Origin of the sequence: Simplicispira sedimenti, from assembly GCF_022760965.1 — a bacterium.
Lineage (GTDB): Bacteria > Pseudomonadota > Gammaproteobacteria > Burkholderiales > Burkholderiaceae_C > Simplicispira > Simplicispira sedimenti.
In genome coordinates this window covers 50,090-74,105 of the sequence record NZ_JAKVIJ010000003.1, presented here as the reverse complement: position 1 = coordinate 74,105, position 24,016 = coordinate 50,090, and the positions used below count along the sequence as shown (strand labels likewise).

The following is a 24,016-nucleotide window of genomic DNA, read 5'->3' as shown; positions in this document are numbered from 1 at the left end:
TCGGAAGAGATTCCGCGCGCGGAACTGTAAGGAGTGGCGAATGGCGTTGAGCATCAAAACCAAGATCTGGCTTCCTGCCATTGCGGTGAGCATTGGCCTGGTTCTTATGTCCACGGGCTCGGCGGTGCGCACGGTGAAGTCGCAGGCCATCACGGTCAAGGAGCAGTCCGATCAGCAAAGCAAGCTGGAGCTGTCCGCACGCTGGCGCGGGCTGGCCGAGGCGCAGGCGCTGCGCACCCTGGGCGCGGCGCTGGCGGCCGATGAGGCCTCTGCCGCCCTGCTGCAGGGCGGGCAGGAGCAGGACCAGCAGGAGCTGGCCCAGGTGCAGTCGGCGCTGGGCACGCTGCTCACCACCCCGATGGAGCGCGCCGCGCTGGACGCTGCCACCCAGCAGGCGCAGGCGCTGAAGGCTTCGCTGGAGGCCGCGCAAAAGCTCAAGGCGGCGGGCGACGCCGCCGCGCTGCAGGCACACATCCAGAGCGACACGCAGGGCAAGCTCAAGGCATTTCAGAGCGCACAGCAGGACATGGTGCGCCTGACCGAGCGCGGCGCCACCGAGTTGCGCGACAAGGCGGGCACGGAGCGCCTGAAGACCGTGTGGGGCGTGGCGGGCATCATGGCCATCATCATTGTGGCGGTGTGCATCGGCACGCGGCTGGTGCAGCGCAGCGTGACGGAGCCGCTGGCTTACATCACCCAGGTGGCGCGCTCGATTGGTGCAGGTGACCTGACGCTGCACATCAGCACCGACCGGCAGGATGAAATGGGTGAGGTGCTGCGCGCGCTCGATCAGATGTCGGATTCCCTGGCCGAGTTGGTGGGGCAGGTGCAGCGCTCGGCAGGCAGCATTGGCGCGGCCAGCGTGGAGATCGCCCATGGCAACCACGACCTGTCCAACCGCACCGAGGCCACGGCGGCCAACCTGCAGCGTGCGTCGTCCACGCTGGACCACCTCAACAGCGCCGTCGGTCAGTCGGCCGCATCGGCCCGCGAGGCCAACGCGCTGGCGGCTTCGGCCTACACCGTGGCGCAAAGCGGCGGTCAGTCGGTGAGCGAGGTGGTGCAGACCATGCACCGCATCGACCACTCGTCCAAGAAGATCGTGGACATCATTGCCGTGATCGACGGCATTGCCTTCCAGACCAACATCCTGGCGCTGAACGCCGCCGTGGAAGCGGCCCGTGCCGGTGAGCAGGGGCGCGGTTTTGCGGTGGTGGCCAGCGAGGTGCGCTCGCTGGCCGGGCGCTCGGCGGAGGCCGCGCGCGAGGTCAAGGCGCTGATTTCCGCCTCGGTGGAGAACGTGGAAGCCGGCACGGCGCTGGTGGACCGCGCCGGGCAGACCATGCAGGAAATCGTGCAGTCGGTGCAGCGCGTCAGCGGCATCATCGAGGAAATCACCGCCAGCACCGCCGAGCAAAGCCGCGACATGCAGCAGGTGAACGCTGCCGTGGGCGAGCTGGAGCAGATGACCCAGCAGAACGCTGCGCTGGTGGAAGAAAGCGCCGCCGCCGCCGGCGCCATGAGCGAACAGGCCGCCGTGCTCGAACGCCTGGTAGGCCGCTTCAAGCTGGACGAGGCGACGCAACAGCCTTCGTATGCGCAGGCCCGCGCGCCTGCAGCTCAGCCCGCGCTGCTGACGCGCAGCTAGCTCTGGCGGGCGCAGTTCACGGCTGCATGCTGGCGACGTGACCCATGCGCGGGTCGCCCTGCCCGCGCAGCAGATCGAGAAACAGCGCCTGCGTGGCCTGCGGCCCCTGGTGCTGCTGCACCGTGATCCAGGGCTGGGGCTGCGCCTGCACGGCGGTGGTGAAGGCCTGCCAGGCAGCCACCAGGCGCTCGTTCAGGCCCTGCACGCCCCACTCCTGGGTGCGCTTTTTCACCTGCGCGGGGGCAAAGAACATGACCGGGCGCGGGCCGGGCAATTGCCCCGCACCGCCCAGGTCGCCCACATGGCTGGCGCCCACGGCGCAGCTGTAGGCCAGTTGCGTGCAATGCTGGTGGATGCGCTGGCGCAGCGCCACGCTGCCGGCAAAGTCGATGTACACGCAGGGGGTATCGGCGGCAAGCTGCTCCAGGTCCTCGTAGGCGACCACGCGGTGGTAGCAGCCCAGACTTTCGCAGAAGGCCTGGTTGGCCTGGGATGTGAGGCCCACCACCTGCACACCTGCACGCTGCGCGAGTTGGAAGGCCGTGCCATAGGCGGTTTTGCTCGACGCACTGGAGAGCAGCAGCGTGCCCGCACCATAGAAGCCCTGGTCGGCCAAGAAGTCGTCAATGAGCCAGGAGGTGATGAACAGCGGCCGCAGCAGGGCCTGGATGTCTTCGGTGTCGGGGCGGTAGAACGGGTCGGCGCTGCAGCGCAGGTAGTGGTTGTACACGGCGTGCAGGCCGACGCGGTGCGCGGCGCCGTCGGCAAAGCCGGTGGCCGATGTTTTGTGGGGGCTGAGCACGGCCTCGTTGGCCATGGGCCAGTAGCCGTAGAGCCGCTCGCCCACGGGCACATCGGGGTGCCGCGATTCGGTCACCGTGCCAAAGCCCCACACCGGCACGATGCCCCAGCCGGGCTCGCCCGAGGGGAAGAAGCGCCAGTACTCCAGCATCTCGCCCATGGCGGCGTAGGTGATGTTGTTGGCGGTGAGCGCAAAGCAATCGACGCGCACGCGCACCTGGCCGTCGGCCAGCGCGGCGGGTTCGGTGCTGCGCAACTGGGTGGTGGCCAGGGCGTCCTGGCGCACAAGCAGGGTGGTGGTGTTCATGCACCAACGTTAGGGCAAGCCGCCCGCAGGCTCAAGCCCGGCGGGCCGCCTGCGCGACACCCCCCGGACGGGGTTGCGTTGCGCACGAGGGATGGTGTTCAGGCGCCCCAGACCACGTCCTTGCCCTCTGCGGCGCTGCGCCGCAGCATGTCGATGAAGGGCGCTGCGCGCTGGCGCAGGGTGACGGTGTCACGCTCCCGGCCATCGGGCTCCTGCTGCGCAGCGTCCTCGGCGTCGGCGGTTTGGCCTGCTTCGGCCAGGCGGCGCTCTTCTTCCAGCACGGCGGCCTCCAGGGCCGCAATGGTTGCGGGGATCTGCGCGGCGGTGATGATGCCCTGCGCCAGCGCCTCCTTGCCCGCCAGCTCCAGCAGGCGCTTGGCATGGGGTTCGAGCAGGATCAGGTCGGCCGTGGCACGGGATTTGAATTTGTAGAGCATGGTGTGCGTGCTATGGGGTGGTGTCGGGTGCAAGCATACGCCGCCCCGCACGGCCGCCCGGCATGCGTGCACGCAGGCGCTGGGCCGCCTGCAAGAGCAGCGGGCCATACAGCAGCAAGGCCAGCGCGGCGCCGATCAGGGGCAGGGCCGCATAGACCCAGCCCGTGAGCCGCTCGCCCCCCAGGGCCACACCCACCAGCAGCGCCACGGCCGGGTTCACGAAGGAGTAGCTCCCCGCCAGTGCGGCCGAGGTGTTCTGCAGCAGCCACAAGTAGGCGTTGAGCGCCACCAGCGTGCCCAGGCCCAGCAGGTACACCCAGGCCAGCCAGGAGCGTGCGCTCACATCGGCCAATGCACCCACGGGCTCGACCGCCAACGCCAACACCATGCCCATGGCCCCGCCGGTGAGCCATTGCGCGCCCGAGGCCATGGCCGGTGCGGGCAGCGAGAGCTTGCGCGAGGCGTAGGAACCAATGCTCCAGCACAGCGGCGCGCCAAAAGCCAGCAGTGCGCCCAGGCCCGATGCGGAGAAGTCGCCTTCCAGCGCCAGCAGCAAGGCGCCGACCACGCCCAGCGCCAGGCCCACCCAACTGGTGGCGGGCACATGTTCGCCGCCCCAGCGTGTCCACAGCGCCAGCCACATGGGCATGGTGGTGACCACCGTGGCCATCAGGCCCGAGCCAATGCCCATCTTTTGTGCAAAGCCGATGCAGTTCATGGCCAAAAACACCATCAGCCCGCCCACCAGCGCACTGTGGCGCCACTGCGCCGCCGTGGGCAGTGCCTGGCCCTGCGCCAGCGCGATCAGCAGCATCACCACCCCGGCGCACAGAAAGCGGCTGGCGTTCATGAGCAGGGGCGGCATGGTTTCCAGCGCAATGCCCAGGGCAAAGTAGGTGGTGCCCCAGACCACATAGACCAGCAACAACGCGACCGCAACCGCCAAACCACGCGAAGATTGCGCTTGTGCCCTGAAAAATGTCGGCATATCCTTCACCTGACCGGAAAATTGATGGAGACCACTCGGTTTTCGGAATTTTTACCGATTTGAGATAGCTATGCAAGCAAATATTCAGACAGACGAGATGGATGCCAAAATTATTTCGGCATTGGGCACCGATGGCCGTCGATCGTACGCCGAGGTGGGTGCCGAGGTGGGCCTCTCGACTGCCGCCGTGCACGAGCGCGTCAAGAAGATGCTGGACAAGGGCGTGATCCGGCGCTTCTCCATCAGCGTGGACCCCGAGCGCGTGGGCCTGAACTTCACCGCCTTCGTGGCCATCCGCAACGACGGCGGCATCCACTGCCGCGACGTGGCGCCGCGCCTGCGCGCCATGCCGCAGGTGGAGGAGCTGCACAGCGTGGCCGGCGAGTACGACTTCCTGGCCAAGATCCGCACCACGCACGCCCGCGCGCTGGAAGACGTGATCTACCAGATCAAGGCCATCGAAGGCGTGGCCCGCACCACCAGCACCGTGGTGCTGAACACCGAATTCGAGGACCGGCCGCTGGACCTGGGCTGGCTGGGCGCGGACAAGGCGGGGCGCTGACAAGGCCCCTCAGTGCCCAAGGGCGAAGCGCCGGCCGTCACGGCGCGGCCGCCAGCGCGGGGCAGCCGTTCTGCGTTTCGTCGTATTCCAATTGCGTGGCCACCCACTGGCGCGTGCCGTCGCCGTAGCGCTCGCCGATGGCCTGCAGGCTGGCGCGCAGCGCACAGGCGGGGGCGCCGCCCGGCACCGCCACGGGCACGGCGGCGGCCTGTGGGGGCACCACGCGCAGTGTCAGCCCGCTGCGCAGCCGCACGGCCTGCGCCGGGGCTTGCGAGTTCACCGCCACGGCCTCGGATCGGTAGGTGCGCGACCACGCATCTGCCGCCAAGGCCAGGGCCACGTCGTCCGCGCCGTCGGCCACGGGCAGCTCGATGCGTTCGTGCCGCCAGAAGAGCACCGTGTTGGCGGCCAGGGTCCACACCTGCGCCAGCCCCAGCCCAAACCGATCGCTGCGGTGCACGGCCTGCCAGGCAGGCAGGCCCAGTTCTTCGGCCACGGCGCGGGCTCTGGCGGCGCCCGCCAAGGCCTCCACGAGGGCCAGCGACACCGGCAGCGATGCCGAGACGCCGGTGGTGGTCACCACGGGCCCGTCGGCCAGGTAGCGCAGCCCCGGCACATACACCGCCCCCGCATGGCGGCGCAGCAGGGTGCTGCGGTCGTACCAGTGGCCGGTGAAGCGCCGACCGTCCAGCAGACCGGCCTGCCCCACGACGCGGGCGCCTGAACACACGGCCACCACCACGGCGCCCTGGGCTGCCTGGCGCTGCAACCAGGCGCGCACGGCCGGGTCGTCGTCGCGGTGCATGGCGGGCACCACCACGATGTCCGCCCCGGCAGGATAGGCCGCATCGAACGACGCGAAGTCGCGCACGCCATCGACCTCCAGCGCCGGCATCAGCACCACCGGGCCGGGCTGCGGCGCCACGGCCTCCACCACGCCCACCTGGGCCTGGCGCAGCACGGCATGCGGCACAAGAAAGTCGGTGGTCTCGGTGCCTTCGTTCAGTGCCAGCACGGCGATCACCGGTGGGGCGCTGGCCGCGCGCAAGGGCAGCGCCAGCGGAGGCACCTTCCCGCCCGCGGCGGCCTCCAGACCTGCCAGCGCGCACCAAGCCAGCGGCACCACCCACCCCCTTCGTCCGATCCAACGCCACAATACCGCCACGTTTGCCCCCCGCTGTTGCCATTGCCCAAAGCTTAGGGTCCGCCACCATGCCACGCCAGGCCAAATCTGCCGCACATCCTGCCAATTCCCACGCCGATCCACCGCCGTTGCCAGGCGCAATGCGAGAGGTGGTGCTGCTGGCGTTTGACGGGGTGGAGGCGATCGACGTCGCATCGCCCGCCAGCGCGTTCAGCAAGGCGTCGCTGCTCGCGCCCGGCGCCTACCGCGTGCGCATCGCATCGCCGCGCGGGGGCACCGTGGCCACCAGCGCCGGTTTCGGCCTGGCCGACACGTTGCCCTTGCACGCGGTCCGCGGCCCCATCGACACCCTGGTGGTGGCCGGTGGCGAAGAAGACGCGCTGCGCCGCGCCATCTTCGACGATGGCGCGGGCCGCTGGCTGGCTGAAGCCGCGCCGCACGCGCGGCGCGTGGCCAGCGTGTGCACCGGGGCCTTCGTGCTGGCCGCCGCCGGCCTGCTGGAGCAGCGCGAGGCCACCACGCATGCCAACGCCTGCGAGCTGCTGGCCCAGCTGTGCCCCGGCACGCGCGTGCAGCGCGACCGCATCTATGTGCGCGATGGCGCGCTGTGGACCTCCGCCGGCGTGACCACGGGGCTGGACCTGGCCCTGGCGCTCATCGAGGACGACCTGGGCCGAGCCACGGCCATGCAGATCGCGCGCGACCTCGCACTCTTCCTGCTGCGCCCCGGCAGCGCGCCGCAGCACAGCCCGGCGCTGCAGGCCCAGGCCGACGCCTCGGCCCGCATGCGCGAGCTGATGGCCTGGGTCCAGGGACACCTGACACACGACCTGTCGGTGGACGCGCTGGCGCAGCGGGCCCACATGAGCCCGCGCAACTTCGCGCGCGCCTTTGCCGCGCAGGCCCACTGCACCCCCGCGCGCTTCGTGGCACAGGCGCGGGCGCAGCAGGCCGCCACCCTGCTGCGCCAGACCGACTGGCCGCAGGACAAGGTGGCGCAGCGCAGCGGCTTCGGCTCGGTGGACACCATGGCCCGCGCCGTGCGCCAGCACCTGGGGCAGGGTCTAGCGCAGTTGCGTGAAGCGCGTTGAGGCGTCTGCCACTACCATGCAGGCTGTCCAGCGCCAGCGCTGAAACGCCACCACGATCCACCGCCCATGTCCCGCATCACGATCTACCACAACCCCCGCTGCGGCACCTCGCGCAACACCCTGGCGCTGCTGCGCGAGCGTGGCTTCGAGCCCGAGGTCATCGAGTACCTGCACACGCCGCCCAGCCGCGAGACCCTGCGGGCGCTGATCGCCGCCACCGGCCAGCCCACGCTGGCGCTGGTACGCACCAAGGAAGCGCTGTTCACCGAGCTGGGCTTGGACGCGCCGGGCGTGACCGATGCGCAGCTCGTCGATGCCATGCTCGCCCACCCCATCCTGATCAACCGCCCCATCGTGGTCACCCCGCTGGGCTCGCGCCTGTGCCGCCCAGCCGAGCAGGTGCTGGAACTCCTGCCCGCGCAGGATTGAGGCCCGCACCCACCAACGCATGAACGTACCCGCACGGCACTGGGTGGTGGTGCGGCTGGGCACGGCCCAGACGCTGGCCTGGGCCTCGTCCTACTACCTGCCCGCGCTGCTGGCGCAGCCCATGGCGCGGGACCTGGGCGTGGGTACCTCCACCATCTTTGCGGCGTTTTCGCTGGCGCTGGTGGTGTCCGCACTGCTGGGCCCGCTGGCGGGCCATGCCATCGACCGGCACGGTGGCCGCCCGGTGCTGCTGGGCACCAATCTGCTGTTCGCCGCCGGGCTGGGCGCGCTGGCGCTGGCGCAAGGCCCGGTGGGGTTGTTTGCGGCGTGGGCGCTCATCGGCATTGCCATGGGCTCGGGCCTTTATGAAGCGGCCTTTGCCACGCTGGTGCGGCTCTACGGCCAGGGCGCCCGGGGCGCGATCACTGGCATCACCCTGGTTGCAGGTTTCGCCAGCACGGTGGGCTGGCCGCTCACCGCCTGGATGGAGGCCACCTGGGATTGGCGCGGCGCCTGCGCGGGCTGGGCCGCGCTGCACCTGCTGCTGGGCCTGCCGCTCAACGCCTGGCTACCGCGTGCTCGCCTGCGCCCCGCGCCGCCCGCCCCTGCGCCCCCCGACCTGGCCACGCCACCGGAGGCCCCGGTGCCCCATGCGCGGCGCACGGCGCTGTTGCTGTCCTTCGTGTTCGCGGCCACCTGGTTCACCAGCACCGCCATGGCGGCCCACCTGCCGCGCCTGCTGCAGGCCCAGGGCCTGCCGCTGCAAGCGGCCGTGGCGGCCGCCGCGCTCGTGGGGCCGGCCCAGGTGGCGGCGCGGCTGCTGGAGTTTGGCCTGCTGCGTCGCATGCACCCGCTGGCATCGGCCCGGCTGGCAGCGCTGGCCCACCCCACGGGTGCGCTGCTCCTGGCCTGGGCCGGAGGTGCAGGCAGTGTGGCATTCACGCTGCTGCACGGCGCGGGCAACGGCATCCTCACCATTGCCAAGGGCACGTTGCCCCTGGTGCTGTTCGGGTCGCTGGGCTATGGGCTGCGCCAGGGCATGCTGATGGTGCCCGCGCGCGTGGCGCAGGCATTTGCGCCCCTGCTGTTCGGCCTGCTGCTCGACCACTGGGGCACGGCCTCGGTGGCGGCCACCGCTTTGCTGGGGGTCGCCTGCGCCCTGGCGCTGTGGTGGCTCAAGCCCCCACCCCACCCTCCCGCCTGACAGATGCCTGCACACCCGTCGCTTTCGCACCCCGCCCCTCGGCCACGCTTTGCCGCGCCCATCCTGGCCCTGCTGGCATGCTTGGCACTGGCGGGCTGCGCCCACACCGAGGGCGCTCTGGGCTACTACTGGCAGTCGGTGCAAGGCCATGCACGCCTGCTGCAGGCCGCGCGGCCGCTGGACGAATGGATTGCCAACGAGAGCACCCCCGCACCCCTGCGCGCGCGCCTGCAACTGGCGCAGCGGGCGCGCCACTTTGCCGTGCAGGAGCTGGGCCTGCCCGACAACGCGAGCTACCGCAGCTATGCCGACCTGGGCCGCAGCGCCGCCGTGTGGAACGTGGTGGCCGCGCCGCCCTACGCACTGGAACTGCACCGCTGGTGCTTTCCGTTCACCGGCTGCATTGGTTACCGGGGCTACTTCCAGGAGGCAGACGCGCAGGCCGAGGGCGCACGCCTGGCTGCACAGGGGCTGGAGGTGGACGTGTATGGCGTACCCGCCTATTCCACGCTGGGCTACCTGGACTGGGCGGGCGGCGACCCGCTGCTGAACACCTTCATCGGCTGGCCCGAGGGCGAGTTTGTGCGCCTGCTGTTCCACGAACTGGCGCACCAGGTGGTGTACGCCCAGGGCGACACGCTGTTCAACGAATCCTTTGCCACCGCCGTGGAGCGCCTGGGCACCGAGCGCTGGCTGGCCACGCAGGCCCGCCCCGAGGTGCGCCAGGCCTTTGCCGCCAGCGAGGAGCGGCGCCAGTCCTTCCGCGCCCTGACGCGTGCCACGCGCGCACGGCTGGCCGAAATTTATGAGCAAAACAAGGCCCCAGAGCACGACAGTCAAGCGCTGAATGCTATGAAATTAGTAGCAATGCAGGATTTTCGCGCCCGTTACGCTGTGCTGCGCGAGCGCTGGCTGGCCCAGGGCGCGCGCGTGGAAGGCTACGACCGCTGGGTGGCCCAGGCCAACAACGCCAGCTTTGCCGCCCAGGCCGCGTACGACGCCTGGGTCCCCGCATTCGAGGCCTTGTTTGCCCAACAAGGCCAGCGCTGGGACGCGTTTTATGATGCAGTACGCCACCTGGCTGCCTTGCCGCAAGACGAGCGCCATGCGCGCCTGCGCGCCCTGCTGCCACCACAAGGAGACTGAGCATGTCCGTGATCCACATCCACCGCCACCACCACCTGGGAATGGAGGAAGCCCGCAAGGTCGCCTTCCTGTGGGCAGAACAGGCCGAGGAACAGTTCGACATGGAATGCGCCTACGAGGAAGGCGACACGCTGGACACCGTGTACTTCAGCCGCGCCGGGGTCAAGGGCACGCTGCAGGTGCAGCACGACCAGTTCGAGCTGCGCGCCGAGCTGGGCTTTCTGGTCGGCGCGTTCAAGGGCCGCATCGAGCAGGAGATTGCCGAGCAGCTCGACACCCTGCTGCACCCCGCCGAGCCGGGCAAGAAGCACAAGCACGCCGCGAAAAAGAAAAAGGGCTGACGCGCCAAAGACAAAGCCCTCCGAAGAGGGCCTTGCAGGGTGCGCAGGCTGCGCGCCGCGCGGGTGTGGCGTCAGCCGCCGACTTACTTGTGGCGCTTGCCAGCGTTCTTCTTGCTGCGCGTGTGCGAACCACGCTCCAGGCTCACGCGCTGGCCACGGCCAGGGGTGGGCAGCACAACGCCATTGGGCGTCTTGGGTTGGGGGGTGAACTTGCGGTCAGCTTCGGTAACGATTTTGTTGCCCATGGCGAGGTCTCTGTCGGTCAGGTTGAAAACCCCATATTAGGCCACAGACGCCCGGCGGGCACTGCTGGGGTTGTTGGCAGGCGGCTTCAGCTCAGGGATTCGATCAGGTCGATGTACTGCTGCTTGGCGTCGTCCGGAGCCGTGCCCTTGAGGTTGTTCCAGGCATCCCACTTGGCGCGGCCCACCATGTCGGAAAAGCCAGGCTTCTTCTCGGCGTTGTCGCCTGCGGTGCCCTGCTTGTACAGCGCGTAGATCTTGAGCAGCGTGGCGTTGTCGGGGCGCTCGCTGAGGTTCTTGGAGTTGGCCACGGCGGCTTCGAAGGCGGCGTTCAGGTCGGACATGCAGTGCTCCTTGGGTTGGGGTGGGGTAAGAACGGGGATGCCTTCCCCGGCAGGCGTTGTATCTTACGTTCACACTGCGGCCACAATCGCTGCATTCCTTAGACGACTGCCTCCAATCACCCAACCCAGCCCCTGCTGCCTTCGCCCATGGTGACCCGCCTATCCAACCGCACGCCTTCTGGCACTGCCACCCACACACCGTCCACGCCCGCTGCAGGCACAACCCCATCCCACGGCCTGCCCTTGCCGGACCTGGCCCTGGACGCCGCCAAGGCCGTGCAGAAGAATGTGCGCCGCGCCGCCACCGGCATGCTGGGCCTGTCGGGCGTGCGCATGAGCAAGGTGGACACCGCCTGGCTGCGCATGGATTCGCCCAGCAACCTGATGATGATCAACGGTGTGTGGACGGTCTCGCCCGGCATCACGCTGGCGGCGCTGCGCGAACGCGTGCAGGAGCGCCTGCTGCAGTACCCGCGCTTTCGCCAGCGCGTGGTGGAAGACCCGGCTGGTGCCACCTGGGTGGACGACCAGCGCTTTGACATCGACGCCCATGTGCAGGCCGCCAAGCTGCCGCGCCGTCGTGGCCAAAGCCCACAGGACGCGCTGCGCCAGTTCGTGGGCGACCTGGCCACCAAGCCGCTGGACCCCAAACGCCCGCTGTGGCATTTCTACCTCGTCGAGGACTTCACCGGCGACGATGGCCTGCCCAGCAGCGCGCTGGTGGTGCGCCTGCACCACTGCATTGCAGACGGCATTGCGCTGATTTCGGTGACCATGTCCATCGTCGATGGCGGCACCGAGCCCCCCAAGCGCCGCAAGAAGGGCCCCGGCGGCGCCGAGGACTGGATTGCCGACACGCTCATCAAGCCCTTCACCGGAATGACCGTGAAGGCCCTGGACCTGGTGGGCGAGAGCGCCGCCAAGTCCCTGCACCTGCTGCTGGACCCGGAAAAGGCCGTGCAGCACGGCCTGGCGGGCTCGGCCGATGCCGCGCGCCTGGGTTACCAACTGGTGAGCGACGCGGCATCGCTGGCCCTGATGCCCGACGACTCGCCCACCGGGCTCAAGGGCGTGCCTGGCACGCAAAAGCGTGTGGCCTGGTGCCCGCCGCTGCCGCTCGATGAGGTCAAGGCCATTGGCAAGGCGCTCAACTGCTCGGTCAACGACGTGCTGCTGTCCTGCGTGGCCGGGGCCATTGGCAGCTACCTGCGCCACCAGGGCGAAGACACCGAAGGCAAGGAAATCCGCGCCATGATTCCGGTGAACCTGCGCCCCATCGAGGAGGCCTGGAAGCTGGGCAACCACTTCGGCCTGGTACCGCTGGTGCTGCCGATTGGCATCACCAACCCGGTCGAGCGCGTGTACGAAGTGCGCACCCGCATGGCGGCCCTCAAGGGCAGCACCCAGCCGCTGCTGGCCTTTGGGCTGCTGGCCGTGGCGGGCCTGCTCATCAAGCCCGCGCAGGACGCGCTGCTCAACCTCTTCAGCCGCAAGACCACGGCCGTCATGACCAACGTGCCCGGCCCGCGCGAGCCCATCTACCTGTGCGGATCGCGCGTGACGCAGTGCATGTTCTGGGTACCGCAGTCGGGCAACGTGGGGCTGGGCGTGTCCATCCTGAGCTACGGCGGCGGCGTGCAGTTCGGTGTCATCACCGACACGCAGTTGTGCCCCGAACCGCAGAAGATCATCGACGCCTTCGCGCCCGAATTTGCCGCGCTCTCCACCCTCACCCTCATGCTGCCGTGGGGCGAGGAAGACTGAGCCTGCACAACGCGCTGGGCGCCTGCGCGCTGGCCTGCATGTCCCTGGCCGCGCGGGCCGAGGTGCAGGAATCCCACGCGCGGGAGCCCTACCCCGTGCACGCCCGCCCAGAACAGACGCTGCGCGAGGCGTTGAACGCGGCCACGCCCATCACCTCGGGCGGCCAACGCTTTCATGGCTACACGCACTGGAACGTGCGCTGGAACTTCTGGTGGCAGCAGGACACTGCAGGCCGCTGCCGCATCACACGCGTGAGCACCCGGCTGCAGTCGCGCATCCAGATGCCCGAGCTGGCCACGGGTACGGCGGCGCAGACGGCGGCCTTTGCGCGCTACCACACCGCGCTGTACCAACACGAGCTGGGCCATGTGGAGTTTGGCCGCAAGGCCGCGCAGGCCATCGACCGCGGCATTGCCGCCCTGCCCCCCGCCCCCGATTGCCCCACGCTGGAGCAGCAGGCCAACGCCCTGGGCCAGCGCCTGCTGGCCGAACAGGTGCAGCAGGAGCGCGACTACGACCAACGCACCCGCCACGGCGCCACCCAGGGCGCGCAACTCACGGATTGATTGCTATTGTTTTAATAGCTACTAACGCATAATGGACGGGCGCTGCAGCCCAAAATCACTCATAAATCCAACCCCGCCACTGCCTGAAACAAGGCCTGGCGTGCCTGGGCAATAACCTGGCCTTTCCAGGTGTCCGTGTCGGTGTAGAAGGCGTTGCGCATGCGCGCCTTGATCTGCGCGGCCAGCGCGGCATCGGCCTCGGGGTGAAGCTGCAGCCACTGTTCGGCGCGCAGAGCCTCGATCACTTCCATGACGGGCACGGTGCCGTACTCCAGCGCAATGCCGGTGAACTCGGCCTGTGGGCATTCGTCGTAAATGGCGTTCCACATCAGGCCGGTCAGGAAGGCCGAAGTGGAGCTGCCGTCGTAGATCGAAGTGACCGGCGTGCTGCCGCCGCCGTCCCACCAGCGGCGGGCACGCGCCACGGCGCTGGCGTCGTCGCGGCCTGCGTAGATGCGCTCGCCATGGCCGCTGGGGCCCAGGCCGGTGTGCAGGTCGATCCAGCCGATGCGCCGCGCTGCACCACCGTGCGCTCGCAGCACCTGGCGCAGGGTGCGGTGGCTCCAGGTGGGTTCGGTGCCGCCAAAGAACAGGCCCTGCGGGTAGGCATGCTGGCCGCGCGAGATGGCGGCCTGCCAGGCCGACTCGCCGTGCGTGGCCAGGTACTGCTGCACGGCCGCCTGGTTGGCCGCGCCCGGCGGCCAGGCGTCGGGGATGACAAGGTGCGCAATGGCGGCGTAGTCCGTGTTGACCGGTAGGGGCTGGCCGAAGTCCTGGAAGTTGCGGTTGAGGTCCACGTTTTCGTGCGTGACCCGGCGCAGGTGCGAGAAGCCATAGGGGTTGAGCGCATGCAGGTAGAGCACGGCCACTCCCTGCGCATGCGCCGCCGCGCGCCAATCAGCGTCATGCAGCGCGTACACCTGCACGCCGCTGCCGCAAAAGCCCTCCACGCCATGGCAGGCACTGCTGACGATCAGCAGCTTGTCGGCATCCGGCGGGCCATCACGCGCCACGTCCAATGCCAGCGCTTCGCCCTCGCTGCCGGGCAGCGGGTGCGGGTGCGACTGCAGCGGCAGGCCCGCCGTGGCGGCTGCCTCCAGAAAGCGCGCCCTGGCCTGTGCGTAGTTGGGCGCAAAGGCCTGCACCACGCCCACTGCGCTCATGCCGCACCCCGGGGCTGTGCCAGCCATTGCTGAGCCAGGCGCACCCAGTAGGTGGCGCCCAGCGGGATCAGTGCGTCGTTGAAGTCGTAGCTGGGGTTGTGCAGCGTGCACGGGCCGCCGCCGTGGCCCAGCACGCGGTGGTCGCCGTCGCCGTTGGCAATGAAGCAGTACGCGCCCGGCTTGGCCTGCAGCATGTAGGCAAAGTCTTCGGCGCCCATGGTGGGCTCCTGCGCCACCACCTTGTCGGCACCGACGATGCCCTCCATGACGCTGCGGGCAAACGCGGCTTCTGCAGCGCTGTTGATGGTGGGCGGGTAGTTGCGCTGGAAGTGGAATTCACACTGCGCCTCGTGCGCGGCGCAGGTGTGCTCGGCTACCTGCTGCATGCGCCGCTCGATCAGGTCCAGCGCCTCCAGCGAGAAGGTGCGCACCGTGCCCTGCAGCTCGCAGCTGTCGGGCACCACGTTGGTGGCCTCGCCCGCGTGCACCATGGTGACCGAGATCACCCCGGCATCGACCGGCTTCTTGTTGCGGCTCACGATGGTCTGGAAGCCCAGCACCATCTGGCAGGCGATGGTGACCGGGTCGATGGTGGTGTGCGGCAGTGCCGCGTGGCCACCCTTGCCGCGCACCACGATGCGGAACTCGTTGGACGAACCCATCACCGGCCCCGGACTCACGGCAAAGGTGCCCGCGGGCATGCCGGGCCAGTTGTGCATGCCGAACACGGCCTCCATGGGAAAGCGCTCGAACAGGCCGTCCTTGATCATCTCGCGCGCGCCGCCGCCGCCCTCCTCGGCGGGCTGGAAGATCAGGTACACGGTGCCGTCAAAGTCGCGGTGCTGCGCCAAGTGCTGCGCAGCGGCCAGCAGCATGGCGGTGTGGCCGTCGTGGCCGCAGGCGTGCATCTTGCCCTGGTGGCGGCTGGCGTGGGCAAAGGTGTTGAATTCCTGCATGGGCAGCGCGTCCATGTCGGCGCGCAGGCCGATGGCACGCCCACACGCGCCGCCATCCCGCCCGTGCACGATGCCTACCACCCCGGTGGTGCCCATGCCCCGGTGGATGGGGATACCCCATTCGGTGAGTTTGGCGGCCACCAGGTCGGCGGTGCGCTGCTCTTCAAAGCACAGTTCGGGGTGGGCATGGATGTCGCGGCGCAGCGCGGCCATGGCGTCGGCCTGTGCGGCAATGGTGTCTATGACTTTCATGGCGAAGTCCTGTGTTGTCTTCCTTGGAAGGCACAGTCTATCGCCGGAGCAGGCAGCGCGCAGCCTCGGGCTTGATTACCATCACGCCATGCTCCATGAAGACCCATCCCGCACCGCCACGCCCCCACGCCAGGTGCGCGGCGCCTGCCCACACGACTGCCCCGACACCTGCGCCCTGCTCACCACCGTGGAGAACGGCATCGCCACGCGCGTGCAGGGCAACCCGGCGCACGCGCAGACCGGCGGCGTGCTCTGCGCCAAGGTGTCCAAATACCCCGAGCGCACCTACCACGCCGAGCGCATCCTCACCCCCCTCAAGCGCAGCGGCCCCAAGGGCAGCGGCCAGTTCACGCCCGTGACCTGGGACGAGGCGCTGGCGGACATCGCCGCGCGCCTGGCCAGCATCGCCGCGCGCGACCCGCAGGCCATCCAGCCCTACAGCTACGCCGGCACCATGGGCCTGGTGCAGGGCGAGAGCATGGACCGGCGCTTCTTCCACCGCCTGGGCGCGTCGTTCCTGGACCGCACCATCTGCGCTACGGCGGGCGGCGAGGGCCTGGTGCACACGCTGGGCGGCAAGGTGGGCATGAAGGTGGAGTTCTTTGCCGAATCCAAGCTCATCCTCATCTGGGGCAGCAACTCGATTGGCAGCAACCTGCATTTCTGGCGCATCGCGCAGCAGGCCAAGCGCGATGGCGCCAAGCTGGTGTGCATCGACCCGCGCAAGAGCGAAACCGCCGAGAAATGCCACGAGCACATCCAGCTGCTGCCGGGCACCGACGCGGCGCTGGCACTGGCGCTGATGCACGAGCTCATCACCCACGACTGGCTCGACCACGATTACATCGCGCGCCACACCGTGGGCTGGGAACAACTGCGCGAGCGCGCCCTGCAATGGCCGCCCGAGCGCGCCGCGCAGGTGTGCGGCATTCCGGTGGAGCAGATCCGCCAGCTCGCGCGCGACTATGGCACCACGCAACCCGCCGCCATCCGCCTGAACTACGGTATGCAGCGCGTGCATGGCGGCGCCAACGCGGTGCGCGCCGTGGCCTGCCTGCCGGCGCTCACGGGCGCCTGGCGGCACCGCGCGGGTGGCGTGCTGCTGTCGAGCTCCGGCAGCTTCCCGGTGGACCGCGTCGCGCTACAGCGCCCCGACCTGCTCGCCGGCCGCAGCCCGCGCACCATCAACATGGTGACCATCGGCAACGACCTGCTGCGCGAGGCCTCACCCGCCTTCGGCCCCAAGATCGAGGCCCTGGTGGTTTACAACAGCAACCCCGTGGCCGTGGCGCCCGATTCAAGCAAGGTGGTGCAGGGCTTTGCGCGCGAGGACCTGTTCACTGTGGTGCTGGAGCACTTCCAGACCGACACCGCCGACTACGCCGACTACATCCTGCCCGCCACCACGCAGCTCGAGCACTGGGACGTGCATGTGGCCTACGGCCACACCGACGTGCTGCTGAACCAGCCCGCCATTGCGCCGCTGGGCCAGGCGCGCAGCAACACGCAAATCTTCCGCGAGCTGGCGGCGCGCATGGGCTTCACCGAGTCCTGCTTCCAGGACAGCGACGAGCAGCTCTGCCGCCAGGCCTATGGCGCCAAGGTGGATTTCAACCTCTTGCTGGAACAGGGCTTCGCCCCGCTGGGCGGGCCGGACGCGCCATTTGCCGAAGGGGGCTTTCCCACGCCTTCAGGGAAGTGCGAATTCTTCAGCGAGCGCCTGGCCGCGCAGGGCCTGGACGGCCTGCCCGACCATGTGCCCAACCACGAGGCGGCGGGCAGTTCGGCGCAGTACCCGCTGGCCATGATCTCGCCGCCGGCGCGCCACTTCCTCAACTCGACCTTCGTCAACGTCAAAAGCCTGCGCGACATCGAGGGCCGCCCGCTGCTGGAGATCCACCCGCAGGACGCGGCCGCGCGCAGCATCGAGGACGGCAGCGTGGTGCGCGTGTTCAACGACCGGGGCAGCTACCGCTGCCACGCCCATGTGAGCGAGCGCGCCAGGCCCGGCGTGGTCAACGGCCTGGGCATCTGGTGGCGCAAGCTCGGGCTAGACGGCAGCAACGTCAACCAGCTCACCAGCCAGGCGCTGACCGACCTGGGGCAAGGGCCGACGTTCTATGACTGCGCGGTGCAGGTTTCCTTGTGCCCCTCTCCGTAAAGGTAAAGGCGAAAAGCACATCTGCCAGAAATCACCCTTGCTCAACCATCCGGATGCCGGAGGTTCAGGAAATCGGCACCCCACACATTCACGTCATAGTCCAAGACGCGTTGTGCCAGCGCCTGCATTCGAAAAGCGGCCTCCTGCCCGTCCAGACTCAGTGCGTTGTGCAGGCTTTGAATCATGCTTGCCTCATCGTAGGGGTTCGTCAACACCGCGCCCTTGAGTTCCACGGCTGCACCCGCAAACTCGGACAACACCAGAACCCCCAGCGTATCTGAGGCTGATTTTGCCGAAATGTATTCTTTGCACACCAGGTTCAGTCCGTCGCGCAGGGGAGTGATCCAGGCGACATCTGCGGCCACATAGAACGAGACCAGTTCCTCAAAGGGGAAGGAGCGGTAGAAATACCGCACTGGCGTCCAGTCCATGCTGGAAAAGCGGCCATTGATTCTTCCTACCACTTGGTCCAGTTGCTCTCTGGTCTTTTCATAGATTTCCATGCCTGGCGCTGCCGGTGTAACGATATTGAGCATCACGACCTTGCCATGCCATTGAGGGTGCATGTCCAGCAATTTCTCGAAAGCCACCATTTTTTCAATAGGTCCCTTGACGTAGTCAAGGCGCTCTACCGAAAGAATCACCCGCCTGCCCTTTGTTTCGGCAAGCAAGTTGCCCACCAAGGCCTGACTCTCCGGTGATTTGACAATTTTCCTGACTTTCTCATTGTCGATACCTACCGGATGCGCCCCAACCCGCAGGATACCCTGTGGAGTTTGAATGGCGCGTGTGATTTCCTCGACCCCCAGCGCACATCCGTAGGAAAGATAGGTCGGTGCACAACACTCCCGCTCCAGTATCTGCGTAGGAACATTGGAGCGGACAACGTCGATGAAATTCTCCACATAGCGCGGTATATGGAAACCCACATAGTCACACTTCAGCAGGCTCGATACGATCTGCCCCTTCCATGGAAGAATATTAAAAATATCGGCACTGGGAAATGCCGTATGGTGGAAGAATGCAATTTTCAGATCCGGTCGGAGTTCCCTCAGATACGCAGGCATCATCCACAAGTTGTAATCGTGTACCCAGACCGTGGCGCCTTCGGCCGCAACCGCTGCCGTTCGTTCCGCAAAAAGCCTGTTTACCTCGCAAAACCGCACCCAGTGGGCTTCGATAAATGAGGCTCTCTCCGGAAAGGAAAATATGATCGGCCAGAAAGCTTCCTTGGAAAACTGCTTGTAAAAAATATTGATATCTTCCTCGGTAAGCGCAACCCGTGACGCCACCAAGTGGGGATATTTGAGCACGTCAACATAGACATCCAACTCAAAATTCTCAGGGGTTCTGCTGTCCTGCTGAGACCATGCGACCCACGCCCCTTTTTTACCCTCGGCAAAAAACCCCAACAACGTGGGCAGGATTCCATTCGGGCTGCGGGGAAGTCGGCGCAGGACATGCCCACCGTCTTGCCGGACTTCATCGAAGGGTTGGCGGTGGTAAACAATCACCAATTCCGCAGTACCCTCGGCCCTTGGGTTGCCTTCGAGAGGAGGGGCGGTTTCCAGTTTGAATCCATGGTGTCGAATGGCCTCCAGGATGCCACCCGGACCCGGCTGGCTGGCACGGAAAACCGGCAACGATGCATGGTGCGAAACCACAGCCTGGGTGAGCCCGGTTTCGGCATTACTCACAATCACGCCTTTGTAGCCCGTCTTCATGAGAGACAGGTCGTTGAGTGTGTCGCCCGCCACCAACACATTGTCCGGCGACAGGCCTTCGACCTCCAGCAATCGCCGCAGGCTGTCGCCTTTAGACACTCCTGGCGGCAGAAAATCGAGGTATTTTCCCGCCGACGTGAGTACATCCAGACCGATCGAGCGTCCAACTTCATGCACGGCAGGAAGAATCGAGGGGTCCTCATAGTAGAAAGAGCAGCGCCGCTCTTGCGGGACTTCCTGCCGCTGCAATCCCCCGATAGAAGCGACTCGACTCCAGATGACGTCATGGCCTGGCCACTTTTCAGCAATTTCCTGCTGCAGCGGCATCACTGGAGCATAAGTATCTCCCTGTCGCTTCAATATGGTGCCTCCCACATCCGCAATGATGTAATCCGGCACAGGAATCAGAGGATCGTCCAACAGGGACAAAATACTTTCATAGGCCCGTCCGGTCACAAAAATCAACAGTATCTTTTCGAAATTGTTGCGGATCAATTTGTAAAGTTCTGAAGCACCTCCACCACCTTCTGGCGGCAAAAAAGTGCCATCCAGATCCGTCGCCAATATCAATTCATGGGTAGAGCACATGTGATTCATCCTGACCTCCGCAAGAAATTCCAAAAAACGAGACACACTAGGCGATGTATTTCACACTCATGGATGGCACTGGTGGGCCCGCCTCCATGCCTTCGACGGTTGATTTCAGCCAACACTCGGAACGGTTTTTTGCAGCAAAGAAGGCACTGCTGTTGCCAGATGCAGTGTGTGTGTAGGAAATGCAAATTCGACGCCAGACTCCCGGAAGGAGCGCACCAGGGACAGATTGATTGCCTGCTGGATATCCATGTAAAGATTGAAGTCCGGATCCAGCACGTAGTAAACCGCTTCGTAATCCAGGGACGATGGCCCAAATCCCTTGAGATGCGCACGATCAAAACGGGTGGAACCCTGCGATCCGATGGCCTCTGCAATCATCCCGGGTATTTTTTCCAGACGGTCGTGGGGGGTGTCATACGTGACACCCACGGAAAACACAACACGCCGCTCCTGCATTCGCTTGTAGTTTCTGATTCGGCTTTTCAGCAGGTCATTGTTGGAAAAGATGATCTGCTCACCGCCCAGACTGCGCACACGGGTGGTTTTGAGCCCCACATGCTCAATCGTGCCCATCAAGTCGTCAACAATGACAAAATCACCAACCACAAATGGCTGATCGATAGCGATGGAGAGTGACGCAAACAGATCGCCAAGGATGTTCTGAACCGCCAAAGCCACCGCAATGCCACCAATACCCATGCTGGCCACCAATGCAGTGACGTTGAGCCCCATGTTGTCGAGCAGCAGCAGCCCGATCAATGCCCACAGAACCACTCGTCCAATGAATGCCACTATGGGGCGGGTGGTGGCTCTTGCAGCCCTGCTCGATACCTCATCGGTGGCAAGTCGCTGGCGCAAAAAGAAGTCCAGACCCCGGTTTGCCCAGAATCCAGACTGCAGGATCAACAACCCAATAAAGGCGCGATCGGCCAGTTCCTTGACGCTTTGAGGCAGCACCAAAAAGTGCACCGCGACGTAGATGGCAACACCCAGTGCCAGAAAAATCCGCGTGGAACGCAAGACCTCGACCAGAAAATCATCAATCTGGTTGTCTGTGGCCTTTGCAGCATGTTCGAGGCGATTCAAGGCAATGCTGCGAACCAGCATGACGGTTAACATGGCTGCGGTGGCAGCCAACAGGGCGAACACCACAACCTGCATGTTGTTGTCTGCAATAACCAGCTGAAGTGTGTTCATGGGATCCTCGTGTCGAGCAGACCCGCCGACAGTGGAAGTCGGTCGTTGCGCGATCCGGGATTCAGTCCGCATCAACGCATGCGATTGCTGCGACGCTCAGGTCGGCAGAGCCTGCGATGGGGAAATAGAAGAGACGCTGTCAGCATCTGCGGAAACCTCCGCGCAAGTACAGCTGACAGGCCTTGCGATGTGCAGAAAAGTGTACCGCAACAGACCGGCAGTCCCGTAGCGGCCTTGGCTACAACCCGTCAGGCACCACCGTTTGCTCGATCGCGCCGCACAGGCTCAGCCCGTCGCGGCCCTTCATGTCGATGCGCAGGGTGTCGCCCGATTGCAGCCAGGGGCTCAGGGTCTTGGCGCCCTGCAGGGTTTCGATCCAGCGCTTTTCTGCCAGACAGCCCACGCCGCGGGGCCAGTCGCGGCGGCCCTGGGCATCCTGCACGGGCGGGTTGCTGACAGGGCCTGCCAGCACGATGCTGCCCGCACGCAGTGCGCGTGTGCGGCAGGCCTGGGCGATGAGCTGGCCGAAGTGAAAGCCCATGTCCGGCCCGGCCTCGCACAGGCCCAGCTTGCGGCCATTGAGGGCGGTTTGCACCGTCAGGTGCACGCGGCCCTGCGCCCAGGCGGGGCCCAGCTCGTCCGGCGTCACGGCCACCGGGCTGAAGGCGGTGGTCGGGCGGCTGAGCAGCGGCCCCTGGCCGCGCTCGCGCTCCAGCGCCTGCGGGCCGCGCAGCACCACGGCGCTGGCCAGCATCAGCAGGCGCACGCCCTCCAGCGCCTGCTCGGCCGTGCTGGCGCGCGCCACGTCTCCAGTCACCACGGCCAGTGCGGCGGCGGCGTCGATGTCCATGGCGGCACTCTCGGCCACGATGTCCTCGCAAGGCCCTTGCAGCGCATCGCTGGCCAGTTGCTCCAGCAGCGGCTCTTGCGTGCTGGCGCCATGCACGCTGGCAGCGCCCGCCTCCTGCGCCAGCTGGGCATGGTGCGGGTAGGCCGATGCCTGCAGGCACTGGTAGGCGCGCGGCAGCGGGGCCAGGCAGTGCTGAGGGTCGAAAGGAAAGGCGTGGCGCGCCCGACCGGCGTTGAGGCTGTCGTACAGGTCCTGCAACTGGGGCGAGAGGTAGCCCCAGTCGTCCAGCACCTGCTGCAGGCGGTGGGCAATGCCGGTGGCGTAGTGGGCACTGGCCAGGTCGCGCGAAACAACCACCAACTGGCCGTCGCGGGAGCCGTCCTTGAGGGTGGCGAGTTTCATGGTGCGGTGTAGAGGGTGAAGCGCGGGCGATTCTATTGCAGCCGCACCGGGGAGATGGCCGCGTGAGGTACGCTTGGGGGTTCCATGATTCCGCGCCGTGCCCTGCTTTTGCTGACCGCTGCCGTACTGGGCCTGCACGCGCTGGTGCTGGGGCTCGCGGCGCATTCGGGGCTGCCTGCGGCGGTCAGTCCCGCGCCGGTGGTGTTCCATACGCGCACGGTGGTGCCTGCCGCGCCTGCGGCGGTGGCAGCCACGGCCGCCCCCCCTGCCGCCCCAGCCCCCGCCCAACCACGCCCTGCGGCGCAGCGCAAGCCACGCCCCAGCAAGACGGCACCCCCACCGACGGAAACAGGTCTGTCCGATCCTCCACCCGCGGTGGATGTGGCGACGGCACCCGCCCCCACGGCCAGTGCGCCGGACGACACCGCATCGAAGCCCTTGCCCCAGGCGGTGGAAACTGTGGCTTCTGCCCCCGAAGTGCCGCCTGCGCCCACCCCGCTGGCCGCGGCATCGGACAGCCACACACCCGCACCCCCACCCGGCATTGCCGTGTTGGCCCCTGGGGGAGCGCCCGACGGTGCAGGCGCGCCGCAGGTGCCGGTGCGCCTCCCGCCCCCGGCGCGGCTGGACTTTGAGGTGCGGGGCCAGGCCAAGCGCCTGCAGTACAGCGCCAGCGCCGAGCTGGTCTGGCAGCACGACGGCCAGCAGTACCAGGCGCGGCAGGAAATCCGCGTGCTGTTCCTGGGTTCGCGCGCGCAGACCAGTGTGGGTGAGATCACCCCGCTGGGCCTGCAGCCCCGGCGCTTTGGCGACCGCTCGCGCAGCGAAAAGGCGGCGCATTTCGACTTTGCCCAGGGCCAGGTAACCTTCAGCGCCAACAACCCGGCGGCACGCATTGCGCCGGGCGCGCAGGACCGGCTCAGCGTCTTCCTGCAACTCAGCGCCATGCTGGCCGCCGCGCCACAGGCCTACCCTGCGGGCACGCGCATCCAGGTGCCCACGGTGAGCTCGCGTGCCGCCGATCTGTGGACCTTCACCATTGGGGATACGGAAACGCTGGACCTGCCGCTGGGCCCGGTGCGTGCCGTGGCGCTGGAGCGCCTGCCGGTGCGCGACTACGACCAGAAGGCGCAAGTCTGGCTGGCCCCGGAGCTGGACTACCTGCCCGTGCGCATCCGCATCACCCAGACCAACGGCGACTTTGCCGAACTCAACCTGCGGGCGCGCCAGGCGCCATAGCCCCACCGGTGCCGGTGGCGTGCACGGGGACGCAGTTCGTGGAATACTGGCAGCGCAGCCTCTTGAACTTTGGGGGCTGCACAGCCATCTCATCCGGGAACGCCAATCAGGGAGAAATTACATGCACATGCTCTACGATTCGGATTCCTTCGTGGTGGTCCACATGCTGGCCGACGCGGGCCTGTCCGCCCCGGCGAGCGACGACACCACGCCCCCCGAGCCCCAGCTCGTGCGCCACGGCTTCGAGATCGTGGACAAGCGCAGCGGCAAGGAGGTTTATCTCGATGGGTCCTGGGCCGAGATGTTCCAGCAACAGATCCAGGCCTGGCAGCGCGAGGCGCCGACCCAGGAAGAGGTCGAAGACATCCTCGACCGCTACACCGGGCTGGCGCAGAACCCGGTGGTGGTGCATTGAGCTTTTTGAAGCCTCAGCGCCCATTCCACGGGCGCTGGCAGCTACT

General features: G+C 67.1%; 23 protein-coding genes. 12 read left to right on the top strand and 11 right to left on the bottom strand.

The features are described from left to right. Positions 1 to 40 precede the first annotated feature (40 nt). A complete protein-coding gene (locus MJ602_RS04575; protein WP_243019627.1) occupies positions 41 to 1,648 on the top strand; it encodes a methyl-accepting chemotaxis protein in 1,608 nt (535 codons plus the stop codon). 16 nt (positions 1,649 to 1,664) lie between these two features. Here MJ602_RS04575 and MJ602_RS04570 read toward each other — a convergent pair whose 3' ends face one another. The 3 genes from MJ602_RS04570 to MJ602_RS04560 all read right to left on the bottom strand — a co-directional run bounded on the left by MJ602_RS04570 (position 1,665) and on the right by MJ602_RS04560 (position 4,181). Beyond that, positions 1,665 to 2,756: a DUF2855 family protein gene (locus MJ602_RS04570; RefSeq protein ID WP_243019626.1), complete on the bottom strand. Its 1,092-nt coding sequence runs from the start codon at positions 2,754 to 2,756 to the stop codon at positions 1,665 to 1,667. Between the two features lie 98 nt (positions 2,757 to 2,854). Beyond that, positions 2,855 to 3,193, bottom strand: coding sequence for a DUF1840 domain-containing protein (locus MJ602_RS04565; RefSeq protein ID WP_162017581.1), 339 nt, complete (start codon positions 3,191 to 3,193; stop codon positions 2,855 to 2,857). A 10-nt stretch (positions 3,194 to 3,203) separates the two neighbouring features. Then, positions 3,204 to 4,181, bottom strand: coding sequence for an EamA family transporter (locus MJ602_RS04560; protein ID WP_243019624.1), 978 nt, complete (start codon positions 4,179 to 4,181; stop codon positions 3,204 to 3,206). Positions 4,182 to 4,278: 97 nt separating this feature from the next. Between MJ602_RS04560 and MJ602_RS04555 the strand changes: the two genes are divergently transcribed. Continuing rightward, complete coding sequence (locus MJ602_RS04555; protein ID WP_243019622.1) at positions 4,279 to 4,743, top strand: Lrp/AsnC family transcriptional regulator; 465 nt, start codon at positions 4,279 to 4,281, stop codon at positions 4,741 to 4,743. 37 nt (positions 4,744 to 4,780) lie between these two features. On the opposite strand, the gene MJ602_RS04550 is transcribed toward MJ602_RS04555, so the two are convergent. Beyond that, the gene (locus MJ602_RS04550) at positions 4,781 to 5,866 is read right to left on the bottom strand and encodes a DJ-1/PfpI family protein (RefSeq protein WP_243019621.1); all 1,086 of its coding nucleotides are present in this window, start codon (positions 5,864 to 5,866) and stop codon (positions 4,781 to 4,783) included. A gap of 161 nt (positions 5,867 to 6,027) precedes the next feature. On the opposite strand from MJ602_RS04550, the gene MJ602_RS04545 reads away from it, so the two are divergent. The 5 genes from MJ602_RS04545 to MJ602_RS04525 all read left to right on the top strand — a co-directional run bounded on the left by MJ602_RS04545 (position 6,028) and on the right by MJ602_RS04525 (position 10,098). Beyond that, positions 6,028 to 6,978, top strand: a complete 951-nt coding sequence (locus tag MJ602_RS04545) for a GlxA family transcriptional regulator (protein ID WP_243019619.1) — start codon at positions 6,028 to 6,030, stop codon at positions 6,976 to 6,978. 66 nt (positions 6,979 to 7,044) lie between these two features. Beyond that, positions 7,045 to 7,407 (top strand): arsenate reductase (glutaredoxin), encoded by a 363-nt coding sequence (gene arsC / locus MJ602_RS04540; protein ID WP_243019617.1) that lies wholly within the window; start codon positions 7,045 to 7,047, stop codon positions 7,405 to 7,407. Positions 7,408 to 7,426: 19 nt separating this feature from the next. Beyond that, positions 7,427 to 8,611 carry an MFS transporter gene (locus tag MJ602_RS04535; RefSeq protein ID WP_162017585.1) on the top strand — a complete coding sequence of 395 codons (1,185 nt, stop codon included), beginning with the start codon at positions 7,427 to 7,429 and terminating at the stop codon, positions 8,609 to 8,611. A 3-nt stretch (positions 8,612 to 8,614) separates the two neighbouring features. Next, positions 8,615 to 9,757, top strand: a complete 1,143-nt coding sequence (locus MJ602_RS04530; protein ID WP_243019615.1) for an aminopeptidase — start codon at positions 8,615 to 8,617, stop codon at positions 9,755 to 9,757. A 2-nt stretch (positions 9,758 to 9,759) separates the two neighbouring features. Next, entirely contained in the window at positions 9,760 to 10,098 is a 339-nt protein-coding gene (locus MJ602_RS04525; protein ID WP_243019613.1) for a polyhydroxyalkanoic acid system family protein, read from the top strand. A gap of 83 nt (positions 10,099 to 10,181) precedes the next feature. Here the strand turns inward: MJ602_RS04525 and MJ602_RS04520 are convergent, their stop codons facing one another. After that, positions 10,182 to 10,343: a hypothetical protein gene (locus tag MJ602_RS04520; protein ID WP_243019611.1), complete on the bottom strand. Its 162-nt coding sequence runs from the start codon at positions 10,341 to 10,343 to the stop codon at positions 10,182 to 10,184. 86 nt (positions 10,344 to 10,429) lie between these two features. Beyond that, positions 10,430 to 10,684, bottom strand: a complete 255-nt coding sequence (locus MJ602_RS04515; protein WP_243019609.1) for an acyl-CoA-binding protein — start codon at positions 10,682 to 10,684, stop codon at positions 10,430 to 10,432. Between the two features lie 309 nt (positions 10,685 to 10,993). On the opposite strand from MJ602_RS04515, the gene MJ602_RS04510 reads away from it, so the two are divergent. Both MJ602_RS04510 and MJ602_RS04505 read left to right on the top strand, forming a co-directional pair. Beyond that, entirely contained in the window at positions 10,994 to 12,448 is a 1,455-nt protein-coding gene (locus tag MJ602_RS04510) for a wax ester/triacylglycerol synthase family O-acyltransferase (protein WP_243019896.1), read from the top strand. Beyond that, positions 12,430 to 13,014, top strand: coding sequence for a DUF922 domain-containing Zn-dependent protease (locus tag MJ602_RS04505; RefSeq protein ID WP_243019608.1), 585 nt, complete (start codon positions 12,430 to 12,432; stop codon positions 13,012 to 13,014). The genes MJ602_RS04510 and MJ602_RS04505 overlap by 19 nt, the downstream gene beginning before the upstream one ends. Before the next feature lie 59 nt (positions 13,015 to 13,073). Here MJ602_RS04505 and MJ602_RS04500 read toward each other — a convergent pair whose 3' ends face one another. Further along, on the bottom strand, positions 13,074 to 14,177 hold the full coding sequence (locus MJ602_RS04500) for a M14 family metallopeptidase (protein ID WP_243019606.1): 1,104 nt from the start codon (positions 14,175 to 14,177) through the stop codon (positions 13,074 to 13,076). After that, on the bottom strand, positions 14,174 to 15,385 hold the full coding sequence (locus MJ602_RS04495) for a M20 aminoacylase family protein (RefSeq protein WP_243019604.1): 1,212 nt from the start codon (positions 15,383 to 15,385) through the stop codon (positions 14,174 to 14,176). Before MJ602_RS04495 ends, MJ602_RS04500 begins: the two co-directional genes overlap by 4 nt. 88 nt (positions 15,386 to 15,473) lie before the next feature. Between MJ602_RS04495 and MJ602_RS04490 the strand changes: the two genes are divergently transcribed. Next, the gene (locus tag MJ602_RS04490; protein WP_243019603.1) at positions 15,474 to 17,546 is read left to right on the top strand and encodes a molybdopterin-containing oxidoreductase family protein; all 2,073 of its coding nucleotides are present in this window, start codon (positions 15,474 to 15,476) and stop codon (positions 17,544 to 17,546) included. A gap of 41 nt (positions 17,547 to 17,587) precedes the next feature. On the opposite strand, the gene ggpS is transcribed toward MJ602_RS04490, so the two are convergent. The 3 genes from ggpS to MJ602_RS04475 all read right to left on the bottom strand — a co-directional run bounded on the left by ggpS (position 17,588) and on the right by MJ602_RS04475 (position 22,316). Then, a complete protein-coding gene (gene ggpS, locus MJ602_RS04485) occupies positions 17,588 to 19,858 on the bottom strand; it encodes a glucosylglycerol-phosphate synthase (protein WP_243019600.1) in 2,271 nt (756 codons plus the stop codon). A 114-nt stretch (positions 19,859 to 19,972) separates the two neighbouring features. Next, the gene (locus MJ602_RS04480) at positions 19,973 to 21,064 is read right to left on the bottom strand and encodes a mechanosensitive ion channel family protein (protein ID WP_243019599.1); all 1,092 of its coding nucleotides are present in this window, start codon (positions 21,062 to 21,064) and stop codon (positions 19,973 to 19,975) included. A gap of 238 nt (positions 21,065 to 21,302) precedes the next feature. Beyond that, positions 21,303 to 22,316 (bottom strand): fumarylacetoacetate hydrolase family protein, encoded by a 1,014-nt coding sequence (locus tag MJ602_RS04475; protein WP_243019598.1) that lies wholly within the window; start codon positions 22,314 to 22,316, stop codon positions 21,303 to 21,305. Positions 22,317 to 22,400: 84 nt separating this feature from the next. On the opposite strand from MJ602_RS04475, the gene MJ602_RS04470 reads away from it, so the two are divergent. Together MJ602_RS04470 and MJ602_RS04465 are read left to right on the top strand one after the other, a co-directional pair. After that, positions 22,401 to 23,555 (top strand): DUF3108 domain-containing protein, encoded by a 1,155-nt coding sequence (locus tag MJ602_RS04470; RefSeq protein ID WP_279235787.1) that lies wholly within the window; start codon positions 22,401 to 22,403, stop codon positions 23,553 to 23,555. 121 nt (positions 23,556 to 23,676) lie between these two features. Beyond that, entirely contained in the window at positions 23,677 to 23,970 is a 294-nt protein-coding gene (locus MJ602_RS04465) for a BTH_I0359 family protein (protein WP_243019597.1), read from the top strand. Positions 23,971 to 24,016: the final 46 nt, after the last annotated feature.

Coding starts and splice junctions, on each gene's coding strand:
- MJ602_RS04575 (WP_243019627.1), top strand. CDS start 41: ATGGCGTTGAGCATCAAAACCAAGATCTGGCTTCCTGCCATTGCGGTG.
- MJ602_RS04570 (WP_243019626.1), bottom strand. CDS start 2,756: ATGAACACCACCACCCTGCTTGTGCGCCAGGACGCCCTGGCCACCACC.
- MJ602_RS04565 (WP_162017581.1), bottom strand. CDS start 3,193: ATGCTCTACAAATTCAAATCCCGTGCCACGGCCGACCTGATCCTGCTC.
- MJ602_RS04560 (WP_243019624.1), bottom strand. CDS start 4,181: ATGCCGACATTTTTCAGGGCACAAGCGCAATCTTCGCGTGGTTTGGCG.
- MJ602_RS04555 (WP_243019622.1), top strand. CDS start 4,279: ATGGATGCCAAAATTATTTCGGCATTGGGCACCGATGGCCGTCGATCG.
- MJ602_RS04545 (WP_243019619.1), top strand. CDS start 6,028: ATGCGAGAGGTGGTGCTGCTGGCGTTTGACGGGGTGGAGGCGATCGAC.
- arsC (WP_243019617.1), top strand. CDS start 7,045: ATGTCCCGCATCACGATCTACCACAACCCCCGCTGCGGCACCTCGCGC.
- MJ602_RS04535 (WP_162017585.1), top strand. CDS start 7,427: ATGAACGTACCCGCACGGCACTGGGTGGTGGTGCGGCTGGGCACGGCC.
- MJ602_RS04530 (WP_243019615.1), top strand. CDS start 8,615: ATGCCTGCACACCCGTCGCTTTCGCACCCCGCCCCTCGGCCACGCTTT.
- MJ602_RS04525 (WP_243019613.1), top strand. CDS start 9,760: ATGTCCGTGATCCACATCCACCGCCACCACCACCTGGGAATGGAGGAA.
- MJ602_RS04520 (WP_243019611.1), bottom strand. CDS start 10,343: ATGGGCAACAAAATCGTTACCGAAGCTGACCGCAAGTTCACCCCCCAA.
- MJ602_RS04515 (WP_243019609.1), bottom strand. CDS start 10,684: ATGTCCGACCTGAACGCCGCCTTCGAAGCCGCCGTGGCCAACTCCAAG.
- MJ602_RS04510 (WP_243019896.1), top strand. CDS start 10,994: ATGCTGGGCCTGTCGGGCGTGCGCATGAGCAAGGTGGACACCGCCTGG.
- MJ602_RS04500 (WP_243019606.1), bottom strand. CDS start 14,177: ATGAGCGCAGTGGGCGTGGTGCAGGCCTTTGCGCCCAACTACGCACAG.
- MJ602_RS04495 (WP_243019604.1), bottom strand. CDS start 15,385: ATGAAAGTCATAGACACCATTGCCGCACAGGCCGACGCCATGGCCGCG.
- MJ602_RS04490 (WP_243019603.1), top strand. CDS start 15,474: ATGCTCCATGAAGACCCATCCCGCACCGCCACGCCCCCACGCCAGGTG.
- ggpS (WP_243019600.1), bottom strand. CDS start 19,858: ATGTGCTCTACCCATGAATTGATATTGGCGACGGATCTGGATGGCACT.
- MJ602_RS04480 (WP_243019599.1), bottom strand. CDS start 21,064: ATGAACACACTTCAGCTGGTTATTGCAGACAACAACATGCAGGTTGTG.
- MJ602_RS04475 (WP_243019598.1), bottom strand. CDS start 22,316: ATGAAACTCGCCACCCTCAAGGACGGCTCCCGCGACGGCCAGTTGGTG.
- MJ602_RS04470 (WP_279235787.1), top strand. CDS start 22,401: ATGATTCCGCGCCGTGCCCTGCTTTTGCTGACCGCTGCCGTACTGGGC.
- MJ602_RS04465 (WP_243019597.1), top strand. CDS start 23,677: ATGCACATGCTCTACGATTCGGATTCCTTCGTGGTGGTCCACATGCTG.